We start from the raw sequence: 21,799 nt of genomic DNA, 5'->3' as shown, positions 1-21,799 counted from the left end.
TCATATTAAACACAATTAAATAACACAAATAATCAATAATATTAAAAAACAAATGCAATAAACAATAAAAACACAAATTAAAAACAATAAAAAATCAAATTAAAACAACAAAATACCGTAAAAAACAAAATATCAACACCACAAAAACAAATAAACAACACAAAAACATAAAAAACAGTATTTAAAAATTGATTATATACTAAAAAACACACAAGATCAACCTTTCTTGCAAAAACTCAAATCTCCTCTTCTAAATCTGTTATTTCTAAATGGAAATCGTTATTTTTGAACGCTCCACAAGAAAATCATGATTAAAAGAGAAAAAATTAAAAGCCTGTTAGAGACTAGTGATTTTAACAGAGAAGTGACCGTAATGGGTTGGGTAAGAACCTTTCGTAACAACCAATTTATTGCCATCAATGATGGTTCCTGCATGGGAAATATTCAGATAGTTGTTGATTTTGCAAATACTGCGGAGGATTTATTAAAAAGAATTACTACAGGTGCTGCTATTGCCGTTACCGGTCAGCTGGTAGAATCCCTTGGGAAAGGTCAGCGTGTTGATGTCAAAGCTGCTTCAATAGAAATTCTTGGCGACAGTGATCCGGATAAATTTCCTTTGCAGCCTAAAAAACATAGTCTTGAATTCCTGAGAGAGATTGCACACCTGCGTTTCCGTACGAATACTTTTAATGCCGTTTTTAAAGTGCGTCATGCATTGGCATTTGCTATACATCAGTTTTATAATGAAAGAGGTTTTGTTTACATGCATACTCCGGTAATCACTGCTTCAGATGCAGAAGGTGCTGGTGAAATGTTTAAAGTAACTACACTGGATTTTGATAAAACACCAAGAACTGAAGACGGTAAAGTAGATTTCTCAGAAGACTTTTTTGGACGCGCAACCAATCTTACTGTTTCCGGTCAACTGGAAGGTGAGCTGGCTGCCATGGCCTTTGGACAAATCTATACCTTCGGCCCTACTTTCAGGGCTGAAAATTCAAATACTACACGTCACCTGGCAGAGTTCTGGATGATTGAACCAGAGGTTGCTTTTGCAGATCTGGAAGACAACATGCAGCTGGCAGAGGACATGATGAAATATGTGATCACCTATGCGCAGGAGAACTGTAAAGAGGAAATCGAATTCTTAAACAACCGTTTACTGGAAGACGAAAAGACCAAACCTCAGCAGGAACGCAGCGAATTATCATTAATAGAGAAACTTAATTTCTGTGTAAACAACGACTTTGAGCGTTTGACCTACACAGAGGCTATCGCTATTTTACGTTCTTCAAAACCAAATCAGAAGAAACAGTTTAAATATCTGATTAATGAATGGGGTGCCGATTTACAATCTGAGCACGAACGTTTCCTGGTAGAAAAACACTTCAAAAAGCCGGTCATCCTTACTGATTACCCAGCTGATATTAAGTCTTTTTATATGCGCCAGAATGAACCAGACGCAGAAGGCAGAAAAACCGTTGCTGCTATGGATATCCTGTTCCCTGGAATCGGCGAAATGATCGGTGGTTCTCAAAGAGAAGAAAGACTGGACAAATTAACAGAGCGTATGGAAGAAATGAATATTCCTCAGGAAGAATTATGGTGGTTCTTAGACACTAGAAGATTCGGTTCTGCTCCACATTCCGGTTTTGGATTGGGTTTTGAACGTCTGGTGCTATTCGTAACTGGTATGACTAACATCAGAGACGTGATTGCCTTCCCTCGCTTTCCAAAAAATGCAGAGTTCTAAGCATAGAATATAAAATTTGGTACTCATTATGTGGCCGGATAACAAATTAAAAAGTTATTCGGCCATTTGCATTTTGGGTGTTTTAAGACCAACTGTAAATAAGGTTGTGTTCATGTTGTGTCTGATGTTGGAATAGGGTTGGCATAGCGATTGGCTATACCAACCCTATTCCAACATCAGACACAATACGGAAAGTAATGCAAAGTCCCATACACTGATGATTCTAAAAATCGGTATCCTCTTTTTTACACCCCAATAATTCCATTTTCTCTTTCTATTTGCTTAGTTTTAAGATAAGCTGAATTCCAGCGAATATTCCCATTTTACCCTTTTAATTAACAATTATTTTAAAATATGAAAACAAAACTGAGTTTATCATTGGCAGGATTGGCACTCCTTGCAGCTTGTCAGAATAAAGACAAGGGCCATACTGCAAATAAAGAAGTCCGGACGGAGTTCTTTAACAAGTCTGGTATGGACACAACTGTCAATCCGGGGGATAATTTCTTCTTGTATGCGAACGGGCAGTGGATGAAAAAAACAGAAATTCCAAAAACAGAAAGAGGATGGGGTTCCTTTTACAGCTTATACGATGACAATATAAAGGCGCTTAATCAGATCCTGACAGATGCTTCTAAAGAAGATCATACTAAAGGAAGCCTGGAACAGAAAGTTGGTGATTTCTATGCAAGTGGAATGGACACCCTTGCTATTGAAAAAGCGGGATATACTCCACTAAAACCAGTACTCGCCAAGATTGATGGACTTAAAGACTACAAAGAACTGATCAATTTCATAGCTGAAGGTTATAAAGATGGCAATGGAGATTTACTGGATTTCCACGTTGGCGCAGATGACAAAATCAGCAGTAAAAATGCTGTTAATTTCAGCCAGTCTGGGATTACCTTACCTGAACGTAGTTATTATTTTAACAACGACGCACAGACCAAAAATATAAGAGCAGAGTTCCTGAAATACATTACACAGCTTTTTGTCTTAACAGGTGCTAAAAAAGAGGATGCTGCCAAATACGCAGATAATGTACTAAAACTGGAAACAAGCATTGCAAATTCACACTCCACTCCTGTCGAACTGCGTGATCCACAGAAAAATTACAATAAATATTATCTGGCTGATTTTCAAAAGCTGACTCCGGATATCGATTGGAAATCAGTATTAGGCAAATTAGAGATTAAAACAGATACAATTCTGGTAGGGCAACCTAAATACTACCAGGCGCTGAATAATTTATTTAAAACAGTACCTATCGAGACCTGGAAAGAGAAACTGAAGTTTGATGCTATAAGTAGTTCAGCCAATGCACTAAGCAAAGATTTCCGTGCTGCACGTTTTGATTTCTTTGGTAAAACCATCAATGGTTTGAAAGAACCAAAAGAGCGCTGGAAAACTATTGTAGGTAGTACAGATCAAAACTTAGGCGAGTTACTGGGACAGTTATATGTCAAGGAACATTTCACTCCTGAAGCCAAGAAAAGAATGCTTGAAATGGTTGATAACCTTCAAAAAGTTTACAGATCAAGGATAGAAAAACTGGACTGGATGAGTCCTGCAACTAAGCAGAAAGCTATTGAGAAATTAAATGCCTTTATCAAAAAAATCGGCTACCCGGATAAATGGAAAAAATATGATGATGTAGAAATTGCGAAGAACTCATATTTTGCCAATATTCAGTCAGCAGAAAAGCATACTTATAAAGAGATGGTTGGAAAAATGGGCAAACCTGTAGATAAGACTGAATGGGATATGACTCCACCAACTGTAAATGCATATTACAATCCTTCTATAAACGAGATTGTTTTCCCTGCCGGAATCCTTCAATTCCCTTTCTTTGATTTTGGTGCTGACAATGCCATCAACTATGGTGCTATAGGCGCTGTCATTGGCCATGAAATGACCCATGGTTTTGACGATCAGGGAAGACAGTATGACAAAGACGGAAACCTGAAAGACTGGTGGACTGCAGCAGATGCGGTTAAATTCAATGATAAAGCTAAAAAGGTTGCTGACTTGTATAATAGCTTCACCTTATTGGATAATCAACATGTGAATGGGCAGTTGACTCTAGGGGAAAATCTGGCTGATATTGGTGGTCTGGCTATTGCCTACGAAGCCTTTAAACTAACGCCTGATGGCAAAAGCGACAAGAAAATTGACGGATTTACTCCAGATCAGCGTTTCTTTTTAAGTTTTGCCCAGGTATGGCGTATCAAAAGCAGGGATGAATCTATGCGTGTACGTTTAAAAACAGATCCGCATTCTCCGGAAATGTTCAGAGTGAACGGGCCTGTGTATAGTATGGAAGCCTTCTATAAGGCTTTTAATATTCCAGCTACTGCAAAGATGTATGTCGCTCCTGCTAACCGTGTAGGGGTTTGGTAGCCTTAAAATAAAACTCCATTTATAACGAACGGGCCTGTATTCAACATACAGGCCCGTTCGTTGTTTCAGACTATCAGTTTACTACTTATTCAGTAATTGTTCGATTTGCTTTCCCTGTTTATTTATTGTTTTTTGCTGATCAATCAAATGCAAAGTTAGTTCCTCTATTTTTTTAAGCAGCAGTTTATTCATCTCACCAAGCTCAATTCCATTTGCATCCACTTCTTTAGCCGAAGGCATTTCAGGCAGATGCTTGTTCGTTTTGATAAATTGTTCCACCTCCAGCAGGGAATTAACTTTATAATCCTCATCAAAAACATAATCAGGCCAGTTCTGGCTTTCTACTTTAATTGCCTTTGCACGGATACTACCATTTACTGATAACTTTTCCGCAGGGCTAAGCATACCCATCCCCACATTACCAGCTCCATCTATCACAATATCATCACCATAATACCATTCCCAAGCAGTCCCATATTTATTCATCATTCGCCGGGTACCCAAAATCATTTTTCCTGTAGCATCCCCGTTATACTGGTTTTGCGCAACAGTAAGGATTCTTCCCTGTCCCCATACATTTAAACCATCAGTCCCAGCTGGTATTGCAAATTCCAGGGCTGCCCCTTTATCTGTAAATCTGCCTCCAGTATTGGCCTGGATAACAAAATCACTTCCAGCTATCAAACTACTCCCGATCAATGATCCTGGCCCTGTAACATTACGGGTCTGCGTTTGTTGCGCCTTCAGCCTCGCACTGAAAACAATTAAAAGGAATAGGAAAGCGTAATTTTTCTTCATGTAATGTTTTTTCACAAAGATGCCTTTATTACATTGAAAGCTAAAATTATCTGGCGTTTTTTAGAGAGCAGACAAAAAAAAGCTGATCCCTATTGGACCAGCTTTTTTAACCGAAATACCGGAGTTAAATTAGTTATTGGATTGATGCGTATCCTGAAACGAATTCGCATGTGCATAATCAATAGCTGTTACTCTATAATCCGTTGGCGCAAAACTAGATGAAGTACTTAATGCCATACCCAATTCAAATCTCAACGGATAAGGAGTGTTTAACAAACTTCCTTCCGGAATATATGGGAAAGTCTCCATGTAAGACTGCATCACATTCGGTGCAATCCTCCGGTTAATATAAGCTCTGCTTAACTGATAAGTATGACGCAGACCTGCTGCACCTAACAATTCGACTGCACTGGCAACAGTCAGACGGTGATAGTTAAATACGCGTACCTTCTTATCCTCCACAACCAATCCTTTCATCAAGCTTGGATCCTGTGTAGCCACGCCTGTCGGACAGGTATTACTATTACATTCCAGTGCCTGGATACAACCTAAAGCAAACATCATTGCACGGGCAGAATTACATAAATCGGCACCTAATGCTATATTTTTTACCAGGTCAAAACCTGAAGATACTTTACCCGAAGCAATGATCTTGATATGTTTTTTCAAATCAAAACCAGAGAGTACATCATATACAAAAGCAATACCTTCTCTTAAAGGCATACCCACTGCATTAGAGAATTCCTGTGGAGACGCTCCGGTACCACCTTCACCACCATCAACAGTGATAAAATCTACATAAGTACCGGTTTCAACCATAGCCTTACAAATCGCAAAGAATTCACTTTTACGACCGATACACAATTTAAACCCGATAGGTTTACCACCAGAAAGTTCTCTTAGTCTTTTGACAAAGGCCAATAACTCCAGTGGCGTAGAAAATGCAGAGTGTGCAGGTGGAGAAATTACATCAAAACCTTCTTTCACTAGCCTGATTCTCGCAATTTCAGGAGTTACCTTTTTGGCCGGCAAAATACCACCATGACCTGGTTTAGCACCCTGAGATAATTTAATTTCAATCATCTTAACCTGCTCACCTTTCGCACGAATGCCAAAAGCATCAAAATTAAATGTACCATCGTCATTCCGGCAACCAAAATATCCTGTACCTATCTGCCAGATCAGGTCTCCATTTGGAGCCGCATGATAGTCACTAATCCCTCCTTCTCCGGTATTATGTGCAAAATTACCCATGAACGCTCCGCCGTTTAAGGCAAGAATCGCATTCTGGCTCAATGAACCAAAACTCATTGCAGATATATTTAATATACTGGCAGAATATGGCTGAGCGCACTCAGGCCCACCAACCAATACTCTTGGATCTTCATTTAATTCATGGTGACTGATCGCTGCAATACTATGGCTCAACCATTCGTATCCATTCTCATAAACATCAAGCTGGGTTCCGAATGGAATAGTGTCATTTTCTTTTTTTGCACGCTGATAAATCAGGGAACGGTTCAATCTGCTGAAAGGTTTTCCATTGGTATCACTTTCTACAAAGTACTGGTATACTTTAGGACGTAAATCTTCAGCAAGATATCTTAAACGACCTAAAACAGGGTAGTTTCGAACAATACTATGTTTTGGCTGATACAGGTCATAAATGCCCAATAAAACAATAGGACCGATAAAAATAAAGGCCCAATAAAATGGTGGCCAAGCCAGGCTAATCATCAAAGTTGCCGTAACTAAAAATGCGGCAATCGCAATAAATGCTTTTCTCATACTGTTGGAATTACTAAATTAGGGGCAATAGTACGAACATTTATCAATGACTCAACAAAATTATAAGTAAATTCACATATGTTAATCAAAATATATCCGGAGAATCCGAATCCGAAAGCGATTGAACAAGTGGTTGAAGTACTGAAAAAAGGCGGTATTATTATATATCCTACTGATACTGTGTATGGACTTGGCTGTGATATCACCAATCAGAAAGCAATTGAAAGGATTTGTCAGATCAGAGGCATAAAACCTGATAAAGCAAACTTCTCTTTCATCTGTTCAGACCTAAGCCATATCTCTGATTTTGTAAAACCTATCGACACTACCGTTTTCAGGTTGCTAAAAAAAGCTTTGCCAGGTCCCTTTACCTTCATATTTAATGCTAATAATAATGTACCCAAATTACTCAGTTCAAATAAAAAAACTGTAGGGATCAGGGTGCCAGATAATACGATTGCCAGAGGGATAGTGGAGCAGTTAGGAAACCCGATTTTATCGACATCAATTAAAGATGATGATGAACTGATCGAATATTCTACAGATCCTGAACTCATTTATGAGAAGTATGAATCACTGGTTGACCTGGTCATTGATGGTGGTTATGGAGATAATGAACCATCCACTGTAGTAGACTGTACGATGGGTGATTTCGAAATCATCCGTCAGGGAAAAGGAATACTGGAAAACTATTTGTAGTTAACCAGTATCCTTATATAAGGTATTATGCCCTGAACATCTTCATAAATGCATCGATGTTTTCATTCAGCTTGTCTGATGACAATGATTTCACAAATGCAGTACCGATAATTCCACCGTTTGCATATTTACAGGCTTTATCAAAGGTTTCCTTACTGCTGATCCCAAATCCAATCATCGTTGGATTATTCAGCTCCATGGCTGCAATTCTTGAAAAATAAGCGGCTGTGGTATCAGATACCTGAAGATTCTGACCTGTGGTAGCCGAAGAAGACAATAAATAGATAAATCCGTTACTCAGAGAATCAATTTTATGAATACGCTCTACAGAAGTTTGCGGAGTCACTAAAAAAACATTACTTAATCCATATTTCAGGAAAGTATCTTTATAAAACTCTTCGTATTCTACCATTGGTAAATCAGGTACGATGCAACCGTCTACGCCTACCTGTGCACAGGCTTCACAGAATCGCTCTACCCCGTATTGTAAAACCGGGTTCACATATCCCATTAATAAAACAGGGATCGTAACTGTTTTACGTAATTCCTTTAGCTGCTCAAATAACAGGTTCAAATCCATTCCCTGATCCAATGCATGTTTACTGCTCGCCTGAATAACCGGGCCGTCTGCTACAGGATCTGAGTAAGGAAATCCTATTTCCAGCATATCTGCCCCCGCCTTTTCCAATGCATTAGCGATAGCGATGGTATCTCCCAAACCTGGATAACCCGCAGTATAATATATAGAGAGTATATTGTTTTTCTTCTCTTTGAATAATTTAGTAATCCTGTTCATGTGATCTGTATGCTATAATATATACTAAAACCCAAAATATTTCATGTAGGTATCCATGTCTTTATCTCCCCTTCCGGATAAACAAACTACCACATTTTCACCACCTTTAAATTCCATTTTCTCTAAATAAGCTAAAGCATGGGCACTTTCAATTGCCGGAATAATTCCTTCCATCTGCGTACACAACAGCCCTGCCTGTAACGATTCATCATCTGTGATAGAAACATATTTTGCTCTGTGGGTTTTGAAAAGATGCGCATGCTGAGGCCCTATCCCTGGATAATCCAGACCTGCTGAAACTGAATGAGGTTCTACAACCTGTCCGTCTGCCGTCTGCATCAGAATACTTCTGCTTCCATGTAATACCCCTTCTTTACCCAGAAAGGTTGTTGCAGCAGAAAAACCAGTATCTACCCCTTTACCCCCAGCCTCTACTGCAATCAGCTTAACCTTTTCATCATCGATAAAATGATAAAACATCCCCATCGCATTACTTCCGCCACCTACACAGGCCAGTACATAATCAGGCTGATCATTTCCCGTCTGTTCTAAAAGTTGCTTTTTCGTCTCTTCAGAGATAACTGACTGAAAAATAGAAACCATATCAGGGTATGGATGAGGTCCGACTACAGATCCTATAATATAATGCGTATCTACCGGATTATTAATCCAGTCACGCATCGCTTCATTCGTTGCATCTTTTAAAGTTTTACTCCCGGAAACAGCAGATACTACTTTAGCACCCAGCATTTTCATTCTGGCCACATTAGGTGCCTGTCGCTGAATATCTATCTCACCCATATAAACCACACACTCCAGTCCGCGCAATGCACAGACAGTTGCCGTGGCTACGCCATGCTGACCAGCCCCGGTTTCGGCAATAATCCTCTTTTTACCTAATTTTTCAGCCAGCAGAATCTGACCAATGGTGTTATTTATTTTATGTGCCCCGGTATGATTCAGATCTTCCCGTTTCAAAAAAATATTGGCATTATATTTCTTTGACAGCCGTTTAGCCAGATAAAGTGGAGAAGGCCTGCCTACGTAATCCTTCAGCAAATGATGAAACTCCTGCTGAAAGCTGGGATCACCAATAATTTTCAGATAATTTTGTCTGAGTTCTTCTACGTTCGGATATAACATCTCAGGAATGTATGCTCCCCCAAAGTCTCCGTAATAACCTTTTTCATTTACAAAATAATTCATTTCTTATTTTTTTTAAAGCTGTCCAAAACAGCCTGATGATTCTTTAAATTCTGTAAGCAGGGCAATGTCTTTCAGCCCCGGTGCAATTTCAAATCTGCTGTTCACATCCACTGCATATAAACGTTCATCTTTGAACTGCTGCAAATCAGCAAGATGTGCCATTCCTATTCCCCCACTTAGAAAATAAGGCTTTTCAAGGTGATAATTTCCCAGGAGTTGCCAGCTGAAAGTTTTGCCCGAGCCACCATGTTCAGGGGTTTTAGTATCAAAAAGAAAATAATCGACCTGATTGATATAGCCATCCAGTTGATTAAAATCAAAAGTTTCATGGATCCCAAATGCCTTAATTACTTCTGCCAGTCCTTTTAATTCACCACAATAAGCTGCACTTTCTTCTCCATGCAACTGAACAGCTTTTAACTGATAGGTTACAATTGCCTTTTTCACTATTTCCAGCTCTTCATTGACAAATACACCGGTAGTTTTTATGGTTGATGGTATATTGCGAATCAACTCAGGATTTAAATCAGCTATAAATCTTTTAGATCCGGGATAAAAAATAAAACCCAGATAATCTGGCTGTAACAATACAGCTTCAGCTATATTTCCCGGTACCTTCATTCCGCAGATTTTTAGTTTTGTACTCATCCTACCAGATTCTGAAAACTTTTTAAAGCTAAACCGCCTACCAGCGACGACTCTGCTTCATAAAAACAATCTGCAAAAGATTGTTCCGGTTTAATTGTTTGTATTGCAATCGCTGCATTACATAATACTACGTTATTTTGCGGATCAGTACCAGTTCCCTGTAATACATTTAAGAATATATTTGCCGACGATTTTATAGTATCACCTCCCGCAATTTCAAATTCACTGATCTGTTCAAAACCCAGGTCGGCTACTTTAACCAGTGCCTCTCCGTTTTTGCTGAAGGTCTTAAAATCGCAGGTTAAGGAGACCTCATCAAAACCGTCTACTGCATGGAGAATGGTATAGTTTTTATCAGTATCCTGATATAAATAAGCATATAAACGCGCCAGTTCCAAACTAAATACGCCTACAATCTGATTTTTCGGCTGCGCCGGATTAACCATAGGGCCAAGCATATTAAAGAAAGTTTTCACCCCCAGATCTTTACGGATCGGCGCTACTATTTTCATCGCCGGATTAAATAATGGTGCATGAATAAAACAGATTCCGGATCTGTCCAGGCTCCTTCTTAACTCATCCTGGTCAGCGGTAAAGCTATACCCCAGATACTCCATCACATTAGAAGATCCGCAACCAGAAGAAACACCATAATTTCCGTGTTTTGCAACCTTATATCCAGCCCCTGCTACAATAAATGAAGCCAGTGTCGAAATATTGAAGGTATCTTTTCCATCTCCACCGGTACCACAAAGGTCTACCAGTTCATAACCGGACAGATCTACTTTCACACAGAGATCGAGCATCGCATCCCGAAATCCCTGTAGCTCTGCGACAGTAATATTCCGCATGCCAAAAGCGGTAATAAAGGCGGCAATCTGCGAGGTATTAAATTCTCCTGCGGCAATTGCTGTAAGAATCCGCTGGGCTTCTTCCCTGCTAAAAGACTTATTTTCAAATAAATGGTTGAGTATTTTCTTCATGGGTATAAAACAAAAAAGGTTGCTTAAAAAGCAACCCTCAAAATATTTTTATATAAAATAAAACGTACAAAATTGGGTCACACTACTCAGTTGAGTTGTGCCACCACCAATTGTTAAGTCCGTTTGTTTGTATCATCTTGTAGCAAATATGGAATTGTTTTTGGAAAAGAGCAACTATTTATTGAATTATTTTTAAATAGTCCCTTTTTCCTACGGAACGGGAAGGCTGCATGAGCCAGTTACGCTAAAATTTGAGTGCTGAGCTCATGCAAACTTCCTGATTCTGAATGATTATTGAGCTATCTTAAGTTCAACTCTGCGGTTTAATGCTTTGCCTTCGTCGGTAGTGTTGGCACTAACCGGCTGTGTTGCACCAAAACCTTTAACAGCCAGATTATTTCCGTTGATACCAGCATTCATCAGATAAGATCTGACAGCATTTGCTCTGTCTACGGATAAAGACATATTATGCGCTACAGTTCCCTCGGCAGAAGAGTGACCGTTTAAAACAAATTTCACAGAAGGATCTTTTTTCATTTCTCTGGCTGCTTTATCCAAAGTTTCTATCGAAGCAGTTTTAAGTACATCTGAATTAAATTCAAACTGAATATTATTAAAATTGAAATCTGGTTTTTCTACTACAGGTGTAGTTTCTGCCTTCTGCTCTACTGGAGCTTCAACTGGTTTTTCTACAGGTTTTGCAGCGACAACAGGCGGATTAGGTTTAGCAACGATTTTTTTGGTCTTACAAGATTGCAGTGAGAAAACCAATAATCCGGCTCCGGCTAATAATAATGGGGTTCTTAAAAGTTTCATTTGTGTTTTATAATTTGTGAGTTGTAAACATAAATAAATTCACACTAATTATAGAAACGATTGGCCGTAACAATTAAGTACGTTTTAAGAATTTTATAATTAAATCATATAAGTGGTTACTGCCGAAAACCAATTGGGAAATCATGGCTACGTGTTTCTTCCCTTTGATGATATGAAGCTCGGTAGGAACCCCAGCAGCTACCAGTAATTTATTGAACCTCTCTGACTGCTGCTGAATAGCGGGATAGGTCTTTTCACCATAAAAAATAAGATGGGGATTCTTACAGTTCTCTATATAATATAAAGGAGAGCCCTTTTCCCAGTTGATTGGGTCATTTGAAAAAGTACGAAGAAAATCATAATAGCTTTTATCTTTTTCAGCATGACTCATATACTCTTTCATATCCAGCCCAAAGGCATCATTCAAGATTACTCCTTTTACGGGGTTCGCGATATCAGCATGTTTGAAATACCGCGGGTCATCGTTAATCAGTTCAGCCAGATGCCCACCGGCAGAATGCCCCATCAGGAAAATCCGGTTCGGATTACCGCCATATTGATAGATATGATTTTTGACCCATTTTACAGCAAACGCACAGTCCTGTGCCATTCTGATGAACTGATGATCAGGTGCAAGGTCATAGTTTATATTTACCGCGACAATCCCTTTACGGGCCAGATTCCTGCCCAACCACCAGTAGGTATCTTTTTTACCACTGCTCCAGGAACCACCATGGATAAATATGATGACATCCTTTACAGCTAAATCTTTCTGATAATAAATATCCAGCTGTCTGTATCTATTGTTTGCGTCTGTATAATTAATATCCTTCTGTACCTTTACCTGGGCGGATAAAGTCATAAACTGTCCCAAAAAGGCAAATAACATCAGTCCTTTTTTTAAATGGATCATTCCTTATTTGATTAAGGCATTCTTCTCCTTTGTAAAGTGATTAAATACCAGTTTATCAGCTAATGCAGGAAGCAATTTATTGATCCAGACAGTCAGTTTACCCTGCCCTGTCATCACTAAAGTACGCTTACGGGCAGCTAACCCATTGATTATATTTACCGCAACCTGGTCCGAAGACATCATCTTACCTTCTTCCATACTGGTTTCTCCATGAGACGAACCATCTTTTGCCAGGGCTGTCACTCTGATATTGGATGCTGTAAAACCTGGACAGGCAACCATCACATGTACTCCTGTATGCAATAATTCTGTTCTTAAAGCCTCCATAAATCCGTTCATCGCAAACTTTGACGCAGAATAACCAGTTCTGCCTGGCAAACCGCGATAACCTGCTATAGAAGATACGCCAACTATACTGCCTTTGGTTTTCAGGATTTCGGGTAAAGCATATTTAGTACAATATACAGTCCCCCAGAAATTAACATCCATCAGGTTTTTCAGTACGGAAAGATCGAGTTCATTAAAGAGCGCACGCATAGAAAGACCAGCATTGTTTACCATTACATCAATCTTTTCAAAAGTGAGTAATGCTCTTTTGATCAGCTCCTGGCAATCTTCTTCTTTACTTACATCTGCCTGAACAGCCAAGGCTCTGATGCCATATCTTTTTTCTAAATCCGCAGTGATCTCACACAAAGTCACATATTTCCTTGCAGCCAGTACCAGATTGGCACCGCGTTTAGCAAATTCCTCTGCACATGATTTCCCTATTCCCGATGAAGCACCGGTGATGATGATTACTTTATTCTTAAAATCCATTGTTATTTCTGAAGGTATAGCGCTTTATCATTTGATGATATAATTTACTCGCTGAATGGGATAAAAGTAATCAATAATGGCTAATCCAGAATTATAATTCAGAAAATATTCAGAATCTAAACGTTAAATTTACATCAATGAAGATTCTTATTATAGAAGATGAAGTTGAACTGGCAGAGAGTATTGCGACTTATCTGACTGATGAAAATTACCGGTGCGAATTTGCCATGGATTACCAGCAGGCATTGCAAAAAACTGAATTCCATCAATATGATTGTATTTTACTCGATCTGATGCTTCCGGGCGGAGATGGTATGAAAATACTCGAAAAACTGAAAGCGGAGAATAAAGCAGATGGACTGATTATCATTTCGGCTAAAAACTCGCTGGATGACAAGATTAAAGGATTGCAGATCGGAGCTGATGATTACCTGGCTAAGCCATTCCATCTTCAGGAACTAGCGGCAAGAATTTATTCGGTAATCCGCCGGAGACATTTTACGAACAGTAATATCATTGAAGAGCATGAACTGAAGATTGACTTACTGGCCAAAACTGTCTATGCGAAGGAAGAAGTTGTTCCATTGACCAAAAAAGAATTAAATCTGCTTTTATATTTTATCAGCAATAAAAACCGTGTTGTTTCTAAAAATGCGCTCGCCGAACATCTCTCAGGTGATCTGGCAGATATGATGGATAATCACGATTTTATCTATGCACATATCAAGAATCTGAAAAGGAAACTGACTGAGGCTGATTGTGGCAATTACTTAAAAACTGTTTACGGAACTGGTTATAAATGGGAAGGATGAGCAAGCTACTAGATAAACCCTTTAAGGTTTTCACCTTTTATGCTTTTATTGTACTGCTTTGCAGTATTCCGGTATATTATCTGATTATAGATTTTATCTGGTTAAAAGAGTTGGATGAACATAACCATATGGTTAGCCAGGCTACGCAAAGAAACCTGAAAGACCTCCATATCAATACGAATCAGCTTCGGGAGAGCATGGTTTTATGGAATAAATTACATCCGGAAACGCGTATTGAAGAAACTACAGCAGTTAGTCCTGACAGCACCTATAATATTTATCGTCAGAACCGTTATACGACTTCTAAAGGACTGGACCGTTTTCAGGGACTGGTCTCTACATTCACTATAGGAGACAAAGTTTACAAGATTACTGTCGAGACCAACGTAGAGGAAACGCACGAAACAATGTTAGCGATTACACTGGTCACCGTATTGTTTTTTATAATCCTGCTGGTCGGGTTTGTTTTATTGAATAAAAGGATTGCAGCCAAACTCTGGCGGCCTTTTTATCAATCCCTTCAAAAGATAAAAGCATTTGATTTAAACAGCGGAACGAACCTGGAATTTGAACGAAGTGATATCCAGGAGTTTGAAGAGATGAATAACAGTATCAGTAAACTGATTGATTGTAATATTGCGGTTTACAAACAGCAAAAAGAATTTACGGAAAATGCAGCGCATGAATTGCAGACTCCTCTGGCTGTTGTACAATCAAAACTGGATTTAATGGAGCAGGAGGAAAATATTAGTCCCAGACAATCTGTTATCATCAATGATATGCATAAAGCACTGTCAAGGGTTTCAAGGATTAATAAAAATCTGTTGTTACTCGCCAAAATTGAGAACAGGCAATTCCATGACAAAGAAACAATTGTCCTTGCGGATGCATTAAATGAAGTACTGGAACTGGTTGCTGATTTTGCAGCCGGACAAGAACTGGAAATCCTGAAGACACTGGATACAACCCAGACCATAGAAGGAAACAGAATCCTGATCGAAATTATGCTCACCAATTTACTGATGAATGCAATCAGGCATAATGCCGGAAAAAGCATGATCCATGTTCAGGTCCTGAAAGGGCAATTACAGATTTCAAATAGCGGTACACAAAGCCTTATTAAGGATAAATTATTCAAACGTTTCAGTACAGCAAGTGCTTATACACCAGGAAGCGGACTTGGTCTGGCTATAGTCAGGGAAATCTGTAACCGATACGGCTGGCGGATCTCCTATGATTTTTCTGCTGACCGGCATATTTTCACTATAGACTTCGGCAGCTAAACAGGAAATTCAAAATTAATTCTAAATCGCATTGGAGATTTGTACCAGATGATGCCAGACAGGTATTTCATCTGTTTTTTTACAAATCAAATTTAAATTAGCCATGCGAATAATCAGATATTTGCTGTTTACAGCCCTTTTATGCCCCCTCTTAACTTTTGCCCAGGACACTGGAGTAACACTTTCCGGAATAATCAGGGAAGCTAATGGACAGGCCACTATGCCCTTTGTCAATGTGGTATTAAAAACACAAACAGACAATCGTTTTATTGCCGGAACTGTCACCACCGAAGAAGGACGTTTCATCCTTAAAGGTATAACTTCAGGAAATTACCGGCTGGAAGTTTCTTATGTTGGTTATATCCAGCATCAGCAGGAATTACTGGCCGGGACACTGACTCCTTTTTTAGATCTGGGGACTATACATTTAAAAGAAGATCCGAAAATATTGAATGAGGTAAAGATAACCTCTGTCAGAGCGGATGGTTTAGCTGCTCAAATGGACAAAAGAATTTTCACCCCCTCCGACAATATCAGCAGAGCCGGTGGCTCGGTCTTACAAGCTATGCAAAACCTACCGGGAGTAACTATGCAGGACGGAAAGATCATGCTGCGCGGAAATGATAAAGTGGCGGTATTAATCGATGGCAGACAGAATGCAATTACTGGTTTCGGTAGTCAGACCGCACTGGATAATATTCCTGCTTCAGCTATTGAACGTATAGAAATCATCAATAATCCGACAGCTAAACATGATGCCAATGGAAATGCAGGTATTATCAATATTATCTACAAGAAAAATAACCAGGACGGTTTTAATGGAAAAATTGGCTTAAGCACAGGTTTAGGTGCTCTCTGGGTAAGAAAAGAAAATCTTCCGGGTATAAGTCCTCAATATCAGGCCACACCAAAAATAAACCCTTCTTTGTCTTTAAATTACCGGAAAAACAAGTTAAATACTTTTTTACAGGCCGATTGGTTATACAATCAGACACTCAACCGCAATGAATTCGCAGAGCGTATTTATGACGACGGAAGCATAATTAAACAACAGGTTAAAAGAAACCGGACCACAACAGTGGCTACTGCAAAAACCGGAATTGACTGGAACCCTGATGAGCAGAATACTTTTACTTTGTCGGGTTTATTCAGCAGAGAGAAGATCGCAGATCTGGGTGACATCCCCTATTTCAATCAGGATCTATCAATCCGCAGCCGGCTATGGTCTTTTGTTGAAGATGAAGTCAAGTATACAGCAACAGCATCTGCCATCTATCAGCATAAATTTAAGCAACCCGGACACGTGCTGAACACTAGTTTTAATTATACTTTTCACCGGGAAGATGAGAAGTACTTTTTTACCAATATTACGCCTGCTTTCACTGGAACAGATAGTTATAAATTATTGTCAGATGAACAGGTAGCAGATCTGAATGTAGATTATATCAAACCATTAAAACACGGAAGACTGGAAACAGGGTTAAAACTAAGACATCGTTATATTCCCACTAACATGGAATTTTTTCCAGGAGCTAATTCTGTGATTGACCCTAATGCCGGAGGATGGGCAAACTATAAGGAAACCATACCTGCTGTTTACGGAAATTATATCTACGAGAACAAATCTATAGAGGTTGAAGCCGGGCTTCGGGTAGAATATGTGAATGTAAAATATGAGGTAAACCCTGATCACAATACTTATCAGAGCGACGGCTACAATTATGCCCGCCCATTCCCAAATGTCAGGTTCTCATGGAAACCTGATGACCGTAATAAATTCTCTTTATTTTACAATGGCCGGGTAGATCGTCCTAATGAAGTTGACATTAGGATATTTCCAAAATATGACGAACCTGAAGTGCTTAAGGTAGGTAATCCATCTTTACGTCCTCAGTTTACAAACACCTTCGAATTAGGTTATAAAACAAGTTGGACGGCCGGAAGTTTGTATACAGCTGCCTATCATAAAACAACAGACGCCACCATTACACGTATTGCAACGATCGTTCCCGGAAGTACATTGATTTATAATATCTTTCAGAATGCCGGCCGGAGTTATAATTATGGACTGGAAATGAACTTTGATCAGAAAGCAACACCCTGGTTCTCATTTAACGTTAATGCGGCTTTATACAAGAATACATTAAATGCCTTCACTATCGAAAACAGGTACCCGGTGCCTACTGTCTTCACAGCAGCCAGACAAAGCCTGACTTCGGGAAATGTGAAATTTAATGGCCGTTTTAAATTACCGGCCCAGACAGAAATACAGTTTTCAACTATTTACCTGGCCCCCGATCTCATTCCGCAAGGCCGCATAGCTTCGCGGTTTTCGACAGATCTTGGGATAAGAAGACATATCCAGAAAGGAAAGGGTGAAATATTCATGAATGGGACAGATATTTTCAATACACTGCGTATTCAACGATCGGTCACAGGCAATGGCTTTATCTTAAACAGTACTGATTTTTATGAAACCCAGGTCTTCAGAATTGGCTACAGCTATAAATTTTAAGTCTGTTTATTTGATTATTGAATTCACGTAAGGCACCCTGGTTACAATTGAGCGGCCCAGCGTAATTTCATCAGCATATTCCAGTTCACCACCAAAGGCTATTCCCCTGGCTATGGTGGTGATGGGAATCTGAAAATCTTTTAGTCTTTTGTAAAGATAAAATAAGGTCGTATCTCCTTCCATAGTTGCACTGAGGGCAAGTATAATTTCTTTGACTGGTGTTGTGGCTACTCTTTGAACCAATGAATCTATAAACAGATCAGATGGCCCGATACCATCCATTGGCGAGATCAGCCCCCCCAGCACATGATAAACACCAAAATATTGAGAGGTATTTTCTATCGCCATTACATCGCGTGTATCTTCTACGACGCAAATGACTTCCTTTTCGCGTTTGGCAGAAGCGCAGATTCCACAAACCGGAAGATCTGATATATTATGACAGATACTGCAATGTTTAATATCTCTTCTTAACCTGATTATGGAATTGCCAAAAGTATCCACTTCCTCTTGTTCTTTAGTCAGTAAATGTAACACCAGACGCAATGCAGTCTTTTGTCCGACACCTGGTAGTTTAGCAAATTCGTTAACAGCGTCTTCGAGAAGCTTTGAAGAAAAGTTCATTTTACAAATTTATACTTATCTTCCGTTATTTTGAGTTTGTTTAAACAGATTCTAAAATTTATAAAGGAATTTGATTTTTTTAAAAGATCAAATTCTTACATTTAGCTCCTAAAGTATATTTATAAATGACTCCTGCCATACTTTTATCCTTTTTATTAGGATACTTTGCTCTTTTAATTGGAGTAGCTTATTTCACCTCAAGAAATGCTTCTGACAACGCCACATTTTTCATAGCGAACCGCAATTCAAAATGGTATCTGGTAGCTTTTGGAATGATCGGAACCGCTCTTTCGGGTGTAACTTTCATCTCTGTACCTGGTGCTGTCGGTAAAAGTGAATTCGGATATTTTCAGTTCGTATTAGGTAATGCGGTAGGCTTTATCATCATTGCTACAGTGCTCCTGCCTCTTTATTACCGGATGAACCTGATTTCTATTTACACTTATCTGGAAAGAAGACTGGGAGCATACAGTTATAAAACCGGAGCAGTTATTTTTCTGGTGTCCAGAACGATAGGGTCCTCTCTTCGCTTATTTTTAGTAGCCATTGTCTTACAGAAATTTATTTTTGATGCCTGGAACGTTCCTTTCTGGTTGACTATTGTAATCTGCCTGGTATTAATCTGGGCTTATACACACAAAGGCGGTTTAAAAACTATAATTATTACAGATACCCTGCAAACGGTATTCTTACTGCTGTCTGTTGTTCTATCCATTATATTTATCGCCAGATCATTAAACCTGGATATGGCAGGTACCTTTGAAGCAGTAAAAAACAGCAGCTATTCAAAGGTATTTTTCTGGGAAGATTTTATGGGTACCAAATCTCATTTCCTGAAACAATTCCTGGGAGGGATTTTTGTTACCATAGCCATGACGGGTCTGGATCAGGACCTGATGCAGAAAAACCTCAGTATGAAGACTATTGGGGAAGCGCAGAAAAACATGTTTACTTTCACGGGGGTATTTGTGGTCATGAATATCTTCTTTCTGAGTGTGGGAGCCCTGTTATATATTTTTGCTGCAAAAAATGGTATAGCTATTGCAGCTTTAAAAACGCCTGATAATCTTTATCCTGAAATTGCACTGAATCATTTGAATGTTATCCCCGGGATTATCTTTATGCTGGGTTTAACAGCAGCAACTTTTGCCACCACAGATTCTGCACTGACAGCTTTGACGACTTCCTTCTGTGTGGATTTTCTGCATTTTGACAGAAAAGAAGATCAGAATGCACCTGAACTGATCAGGAAAAGACATCTGGTACACATTGGCTTTTCGGTAATGATGGTCTTTGTGATCTTAATATTTAAGGTAATAAATGATGATTCTGTTGTAAATTCTTTGTTTATTGCTGCGACTTATACTTATGGCCCTTTACTGGGGTTATTTTCTTTTGGACTGTTAACCAAAAGAGCTGTAAGAGATAAGCTGGTACCCTATATTGTAATTGCCTCGCCGCTGTTATCTTTCTTTATTAAAAGTAACAGTATGGCATGGTTCGGTTATGAAATAGGTTTTGAACTGATCGTTCTGAACGGTCTGATTACATTTTTGTTACTATGGGTTACAGGGAAGAGTACTGATAACCAGACTAAATTTTAAAATATAAATAAGTATAATAATGACGAGTGAAGAGAAAATAAGAAGCGCGTTTGAAAACAAAGACTGGCAAGAAATTAAGGTAACTGATTCATGGCAGATCTTTAAAATAATGGCCGAATTTGTAGATGGCTTTGAGAAACTGGCTAAAATTGGCCCTTGTGTATCTATTTTTGGTTCTGCAAGGACTGCAGAAACCAATAAGTATTACCAGATGGCGGTAGAGTGTGGTAAATTATTAACTGACCGTGGATATGGAGTAATTACTGGTGGCGGACCTGGTATTATGGAAGCTGGTAATAAAGGTGCCCATACAAATGGTGGTAAGTCTGTAGGACTTAACATTGACCTTCCTTTTGAGCAATTCCACAATAAATATGTTGATCATAATAAATTACTGCAATTTGATTACTTCTTTGTCAGAAAAGTTATGTTCATGAAGTATTCTCAGGGATTTATAGTTTTACCTGGTGGAATGGGTACAATGGATGAACTATTCGAGGCAATTACTTTGATACAGACTGGCAAAATTGCCCGTTTCCCTATCGTATTATTAGGTAAGGATTACTGGGGTGGATTAATTGACTGGATCAAAAATACAATGCTGGAAAAAGAACATAATATCCACGCAGAAGATTTAAATCTGTTCAGATTAGCTGATACAGCTGAAGAAGCTGCTGAGCATATCTTCAGGTTCTATGACAAATATGTCCTGAAACCGAATTTCTAAGACAATCAAAAGGGGTTAGATATGACTAACCCCTCCTGATACTACTAACTTCATCGCGTCAGCAGCGCTCATATTTAAGGTCTTGATTTTATCCTTGGAAATGATGCAGACCTGTCCTGCAAAGGAATAGGAAAAAGGGAAATAGACTACGCAATCTCCAGGTAAACCTATTGTCGTCAGATCGCTCTGCGTCATAAATCCAACTCTTTTAATATCTGCTGTAATTTCAACCAGAACCGGATGATTAAATTTCTTTTCATCACCAACAAATGCTTCGGTCAGATCTTTAATAGACGAATAGATAAAATTCAATCCAGGTAATCTGTTCATCCAGCGGTTGAACCAGTTATACATTGGTTCAGTCACAAAATTGGTCACAAATATCCCTGCAGTCAGAATTAAAGCGATAACCAGCGCAAGCCCCAAACCAGGTATATTCCGGCTTTCTCCTGTTCTGGGGTCAACGCCTAAAATATTATTCACATTCAGCCAGCTGTCAACTGTAGTTACGGCCCAGATCACAATGTAAATGCTTAACGCTATAGGCAATACGATTAATAATCCTTTAATCAGATAATTTAACAATGCCTTCCCAATCCTATTCATGACACA

General features: G+C 39.0%; 19 protein-coding genes. 8 read left to right on the top strand and 11 right to left on the bottom strand.

Annotated elements, in window-relative coordinates; genetic code table 11:
- Window positions 1–307 precede the first annotated feature (307 nt).
- Window positions 308–1,756 carry an asparagine--tRNA ligase gene (gene asnS, locus HDF25_RS01835; RefSeq protein WP_184622165.1) on the top strand — a complete coding sequence of 483 codons (1,449 nt, stop codon included), beginning with the start codon at window positions 308–310 and terminating at the stop codon, window positions 1,754–1,756.
- A 354-nt stretch (window positions 1,757–2,110) separates the two neighbouring features.
- On the top strand, window positions 2,111–4,156 hold the full coding sequence (locus HDF25_RS01830) for a M13 family metallopeptidase (RefSeq protein ID WP_184622163.1): 2,046 nt from the start codon (window positions 2,111–2,113) through the stop codon (window positions 4,154–4,156).
- Window positions 4,157–4,237: 81 nt separating this feature from the next.
- Here the strand turns inward: HDF25_RS01830 and HDF25_RS01825 are convergent, their stop codons facing one another.
- Window positions 4,238–4,954 (bottom strand): hypothetical protein, encoded by a 717-nt coding sequence (locus tag HDF25_RS01825; protein WP_184622161.1) that lies wholly within the window; start codon window positions 4,952–4,954, stop codon window positions 4,238–4,240.
- A gap of 129 nt (window positions 4,955–5,083) precedes the next feature.
- Window positions 5,084–6,742, bottom strand: a complete 1,659-nt coding sequence (locus tag HDF25_RS01820; RefSeq protein WP_184622159.1) for an FMN-binding glutamate synthase family protein — start codon at window positions 6,740–6,742, stop codon at window positions 5,084–5,086.
- Between the two features lie 78 nt (window positions 6,743–6,820).
- On the opposite strand from HDF25_RS01820, the gene HDF25_RS01815 reads away from it, so the two are divergent.
- Window positions 6,821–7,441, top strand: coding sequence for an L-threonylcarbamoyladenylate synthase (locus HDF25_RS01815; RefSeq protein ID WP_184622157.1), 621 nt, complete (start codon window positions 6,821–6,823; stop codon window positions 7,439–7,441).
- A gap of 25 nt (window positions 7,442–7,466) precedes the next feature.
- Here HDF25_RS01815 and trpA read toward each other — a convergent pair whose 3' ends face one another.
- The 7 genes from trpA to HDF25_RS01780 form a co-directional block, all read right to left on the bottom strand.
- Entirely contained in the window at window positions 7,467–8,237 is a 771-nt protein-coding gene (trpA, locus tag HDF25_RS01810; protein ID WP_184622156.1) for a tryptophan synthase subunit alpha, read from the bottom strand.
- A gap of 24 nt (window positions 8,238–8,261) precedes the next feature.
- A complete protein-coding gene (gene trpB / locus HDF25_RS01805; protein WP_184622154.1) occupies window positions 8,262–9,443 on the bottom strand; it encodes a tryptophan synthase subunit beta in 1,182 nt (393 codons plus the stop codon).
- Window positions 9,444–9,455: 12 nt separating this feature from the next.
- Window positions 9,456–10,091: a phosphoribosylanthranilate isomerase gene (locus HDF25_RS01800; protein WP_184622152.1), complete on the bottom strand. Its 636-nt coding sequence runs from the start codon at window positions 10,089–10,091 to the stop codon at window positions 9,456–9,458.
- The gene (trpD, locus tag HDF25_RS01795) at window positions 10,088–11,074 is read right to left on the bottom strand and encodes an anthranilate phosphoribosyltransferase (RefSeq protein ID WP_184622150.1); all 987 of its coding nucleotides are present in this window, start codon (window positions 11,072–11,074) and stop codon (window positions 10,088–10,090) included. The genes HDF25_RS01800 and trpD overlap by 4 nt, the downstream gene beginning before the upstream one ends.
- 291 nt (window positions 11,075–11,365) lie before the next feature.
- The gene (locus HDF25_RS01790; RefSeq protein ID WP_184622148.1) at window positions 11,366–11,890 is read right to left on the bottom strand and encodes an OmpA family protein; all 525 of its coding nucleotides are present in this window, start codon (window positions 11,888–11,890) and stop codon (window positions 11,366–11,368) included.
- Between the two features lie 73 nt (window positions 11,891–11,963).
- Window positions 11,964–12,803 (bottom strand): alpha/beta hydrolase, encoded by an 840-nt coding sequence (locus tag HDF25_RS01785; protein ID WP_260409294.1) that lies wholly within the window; start codon window positions 12,801–12,803, stop codon window positions 11,964–11,966.
- 3 nt (window positions 12,804–12,806) lie between these two features.
- Entirely contained in the window at window positions 12,807–13,622 is an 816-nt protein-coding gene (locus HDF25_RS01780; RefSeq protein ID WP_184622146.1) for an SDR family oxidoreductase, read from the bottom strand.
- A 137-nt stretch (window positions 13,623–13,759) separates the two neighbouring features.
- Between HDF25_RS01780 and HDF25_RS01775 the strand changes: the two genes are divergently transcribed.
- The 3 genes from HDF25_RS01775 (at window position 13,760) to HDF25_RS01765 (ending at window position 18,232) form a co-directional block, all read left to right on the top strand.
- The gene (locus tag HDF25_RS01775) at window positions 13,760–14,434 is read left to right on the top strand and encodes a response regulator transcription factor (protein WP_184622145.1); all 675 of its coding nucleotides are present in this window, start codon (window positions 13,760–13,762) and stop codon (window positions 14,432–14,434) included.
- Window positions 14,431–15,717 (top strand): sensor histidine kinase, encoded by a 1,287-nt coding sequence (locus HDF25_RS01770; protein WP_184622143.1) that lies wholly within the window; start codon window positions 14,431–14,433, stop codon window positions 15,715–15,717. The genes HDF25_RS01775 and HDF25_RS01770 overlap by 4 nt, the downstream gene beginning before the upstream one ends.
- Window positions 15,718–15,820: 103 nt before the next feature.
- The gene (locus tag HDF25_RS01765) at window positions 15,821–18,232 is read left to right on the top strand and encodes an outer membrane beta-barrel family protein (RefSeq protein ID WP_184622141.1); all 2,412 of its coding nucleotides are present in this window, start codon (window positions 15,821–15,823) and stop codon (window positions 18,230–18,232) included.
- A 6-nt stretch (window positions 18,233–18,238) separates the two neighbouring features.
- Here the strand turns inward: HDF25_RS01765 and recR are convergent, their stop codons facing one another.
- Window positions 18,239–18,856, bottom strand: a complete 618-nt coding sequence (recR, locus tag HDF25_RS01760) for a recombination mediator RecR (protein WP_184622138.1) — start codon at window positions 18,854–18,856, stop codon at window positions 18,239–18,241.
- A gap of 125 nt (window positions 18,857–18,981) precedes the next feature.
- Between recR and HDF25_RS01755 the strand changes: the two genes are divergently transcribed.
- Window positions 18,982–20,460, top strand: coding sequence for a sodium:solute symporter (locus HDF25_RS01755; protein ID WP_184622136.1), 1,479 nt, complete (start codon window positions 18,982–18,984; stop codon window positions 20,458–20,460).
- 19 nt (window positions 20,461–20,479) lie between these two features.
- Window positions 20,480–21,187 carry a TIGR00730 family Rossman fold protein gene (locus tag HDF25_RS01750; protein WP_184622134.1) on the top strand — a complete coding sequence of 236 codons (708 nt, stop codon included), beginning with the start codon at window positions 20,480–20,482 and terminating at the stop codon, window positions 21,185–21,187.
- 15 nt (window positions 21,188–21,202) lie between these two features.
- Here HDF25_RS01750 and HDF25_RS01745 read toward each other — a convergent pair whose 3' ends face one another.
- On the bottom strand, window positions 21,203–21,793 hold the full coding sequence (locus tag HDF25_RS01745; protein ID WP_184622132.1) for a DUF502 domain-containing protein: 591 nt from the start codon (window positions 21,791–21,793) through the stop codon (window positions 21,203–21,205).
- Window positions 21,794–21,799: the final 6 nt, after the last annotated feature.

Source organism: Pedobacter cryoconitis (assembly GCF_014207135.1).
In the GTDB taxonomy this organism is placed as follows: Bacteria; Bacteroidota; Bacteroidia; order Sphingobacteriales; family Sphingobacteriaceae; genus Pedobacter; species Pedobacter cryoconitis_D.
The sequence above is the reverse complement of the archived record's forward strand: the minus strand, read 5'-3'. Positions and strand labels throughout refer to the sequence as shown.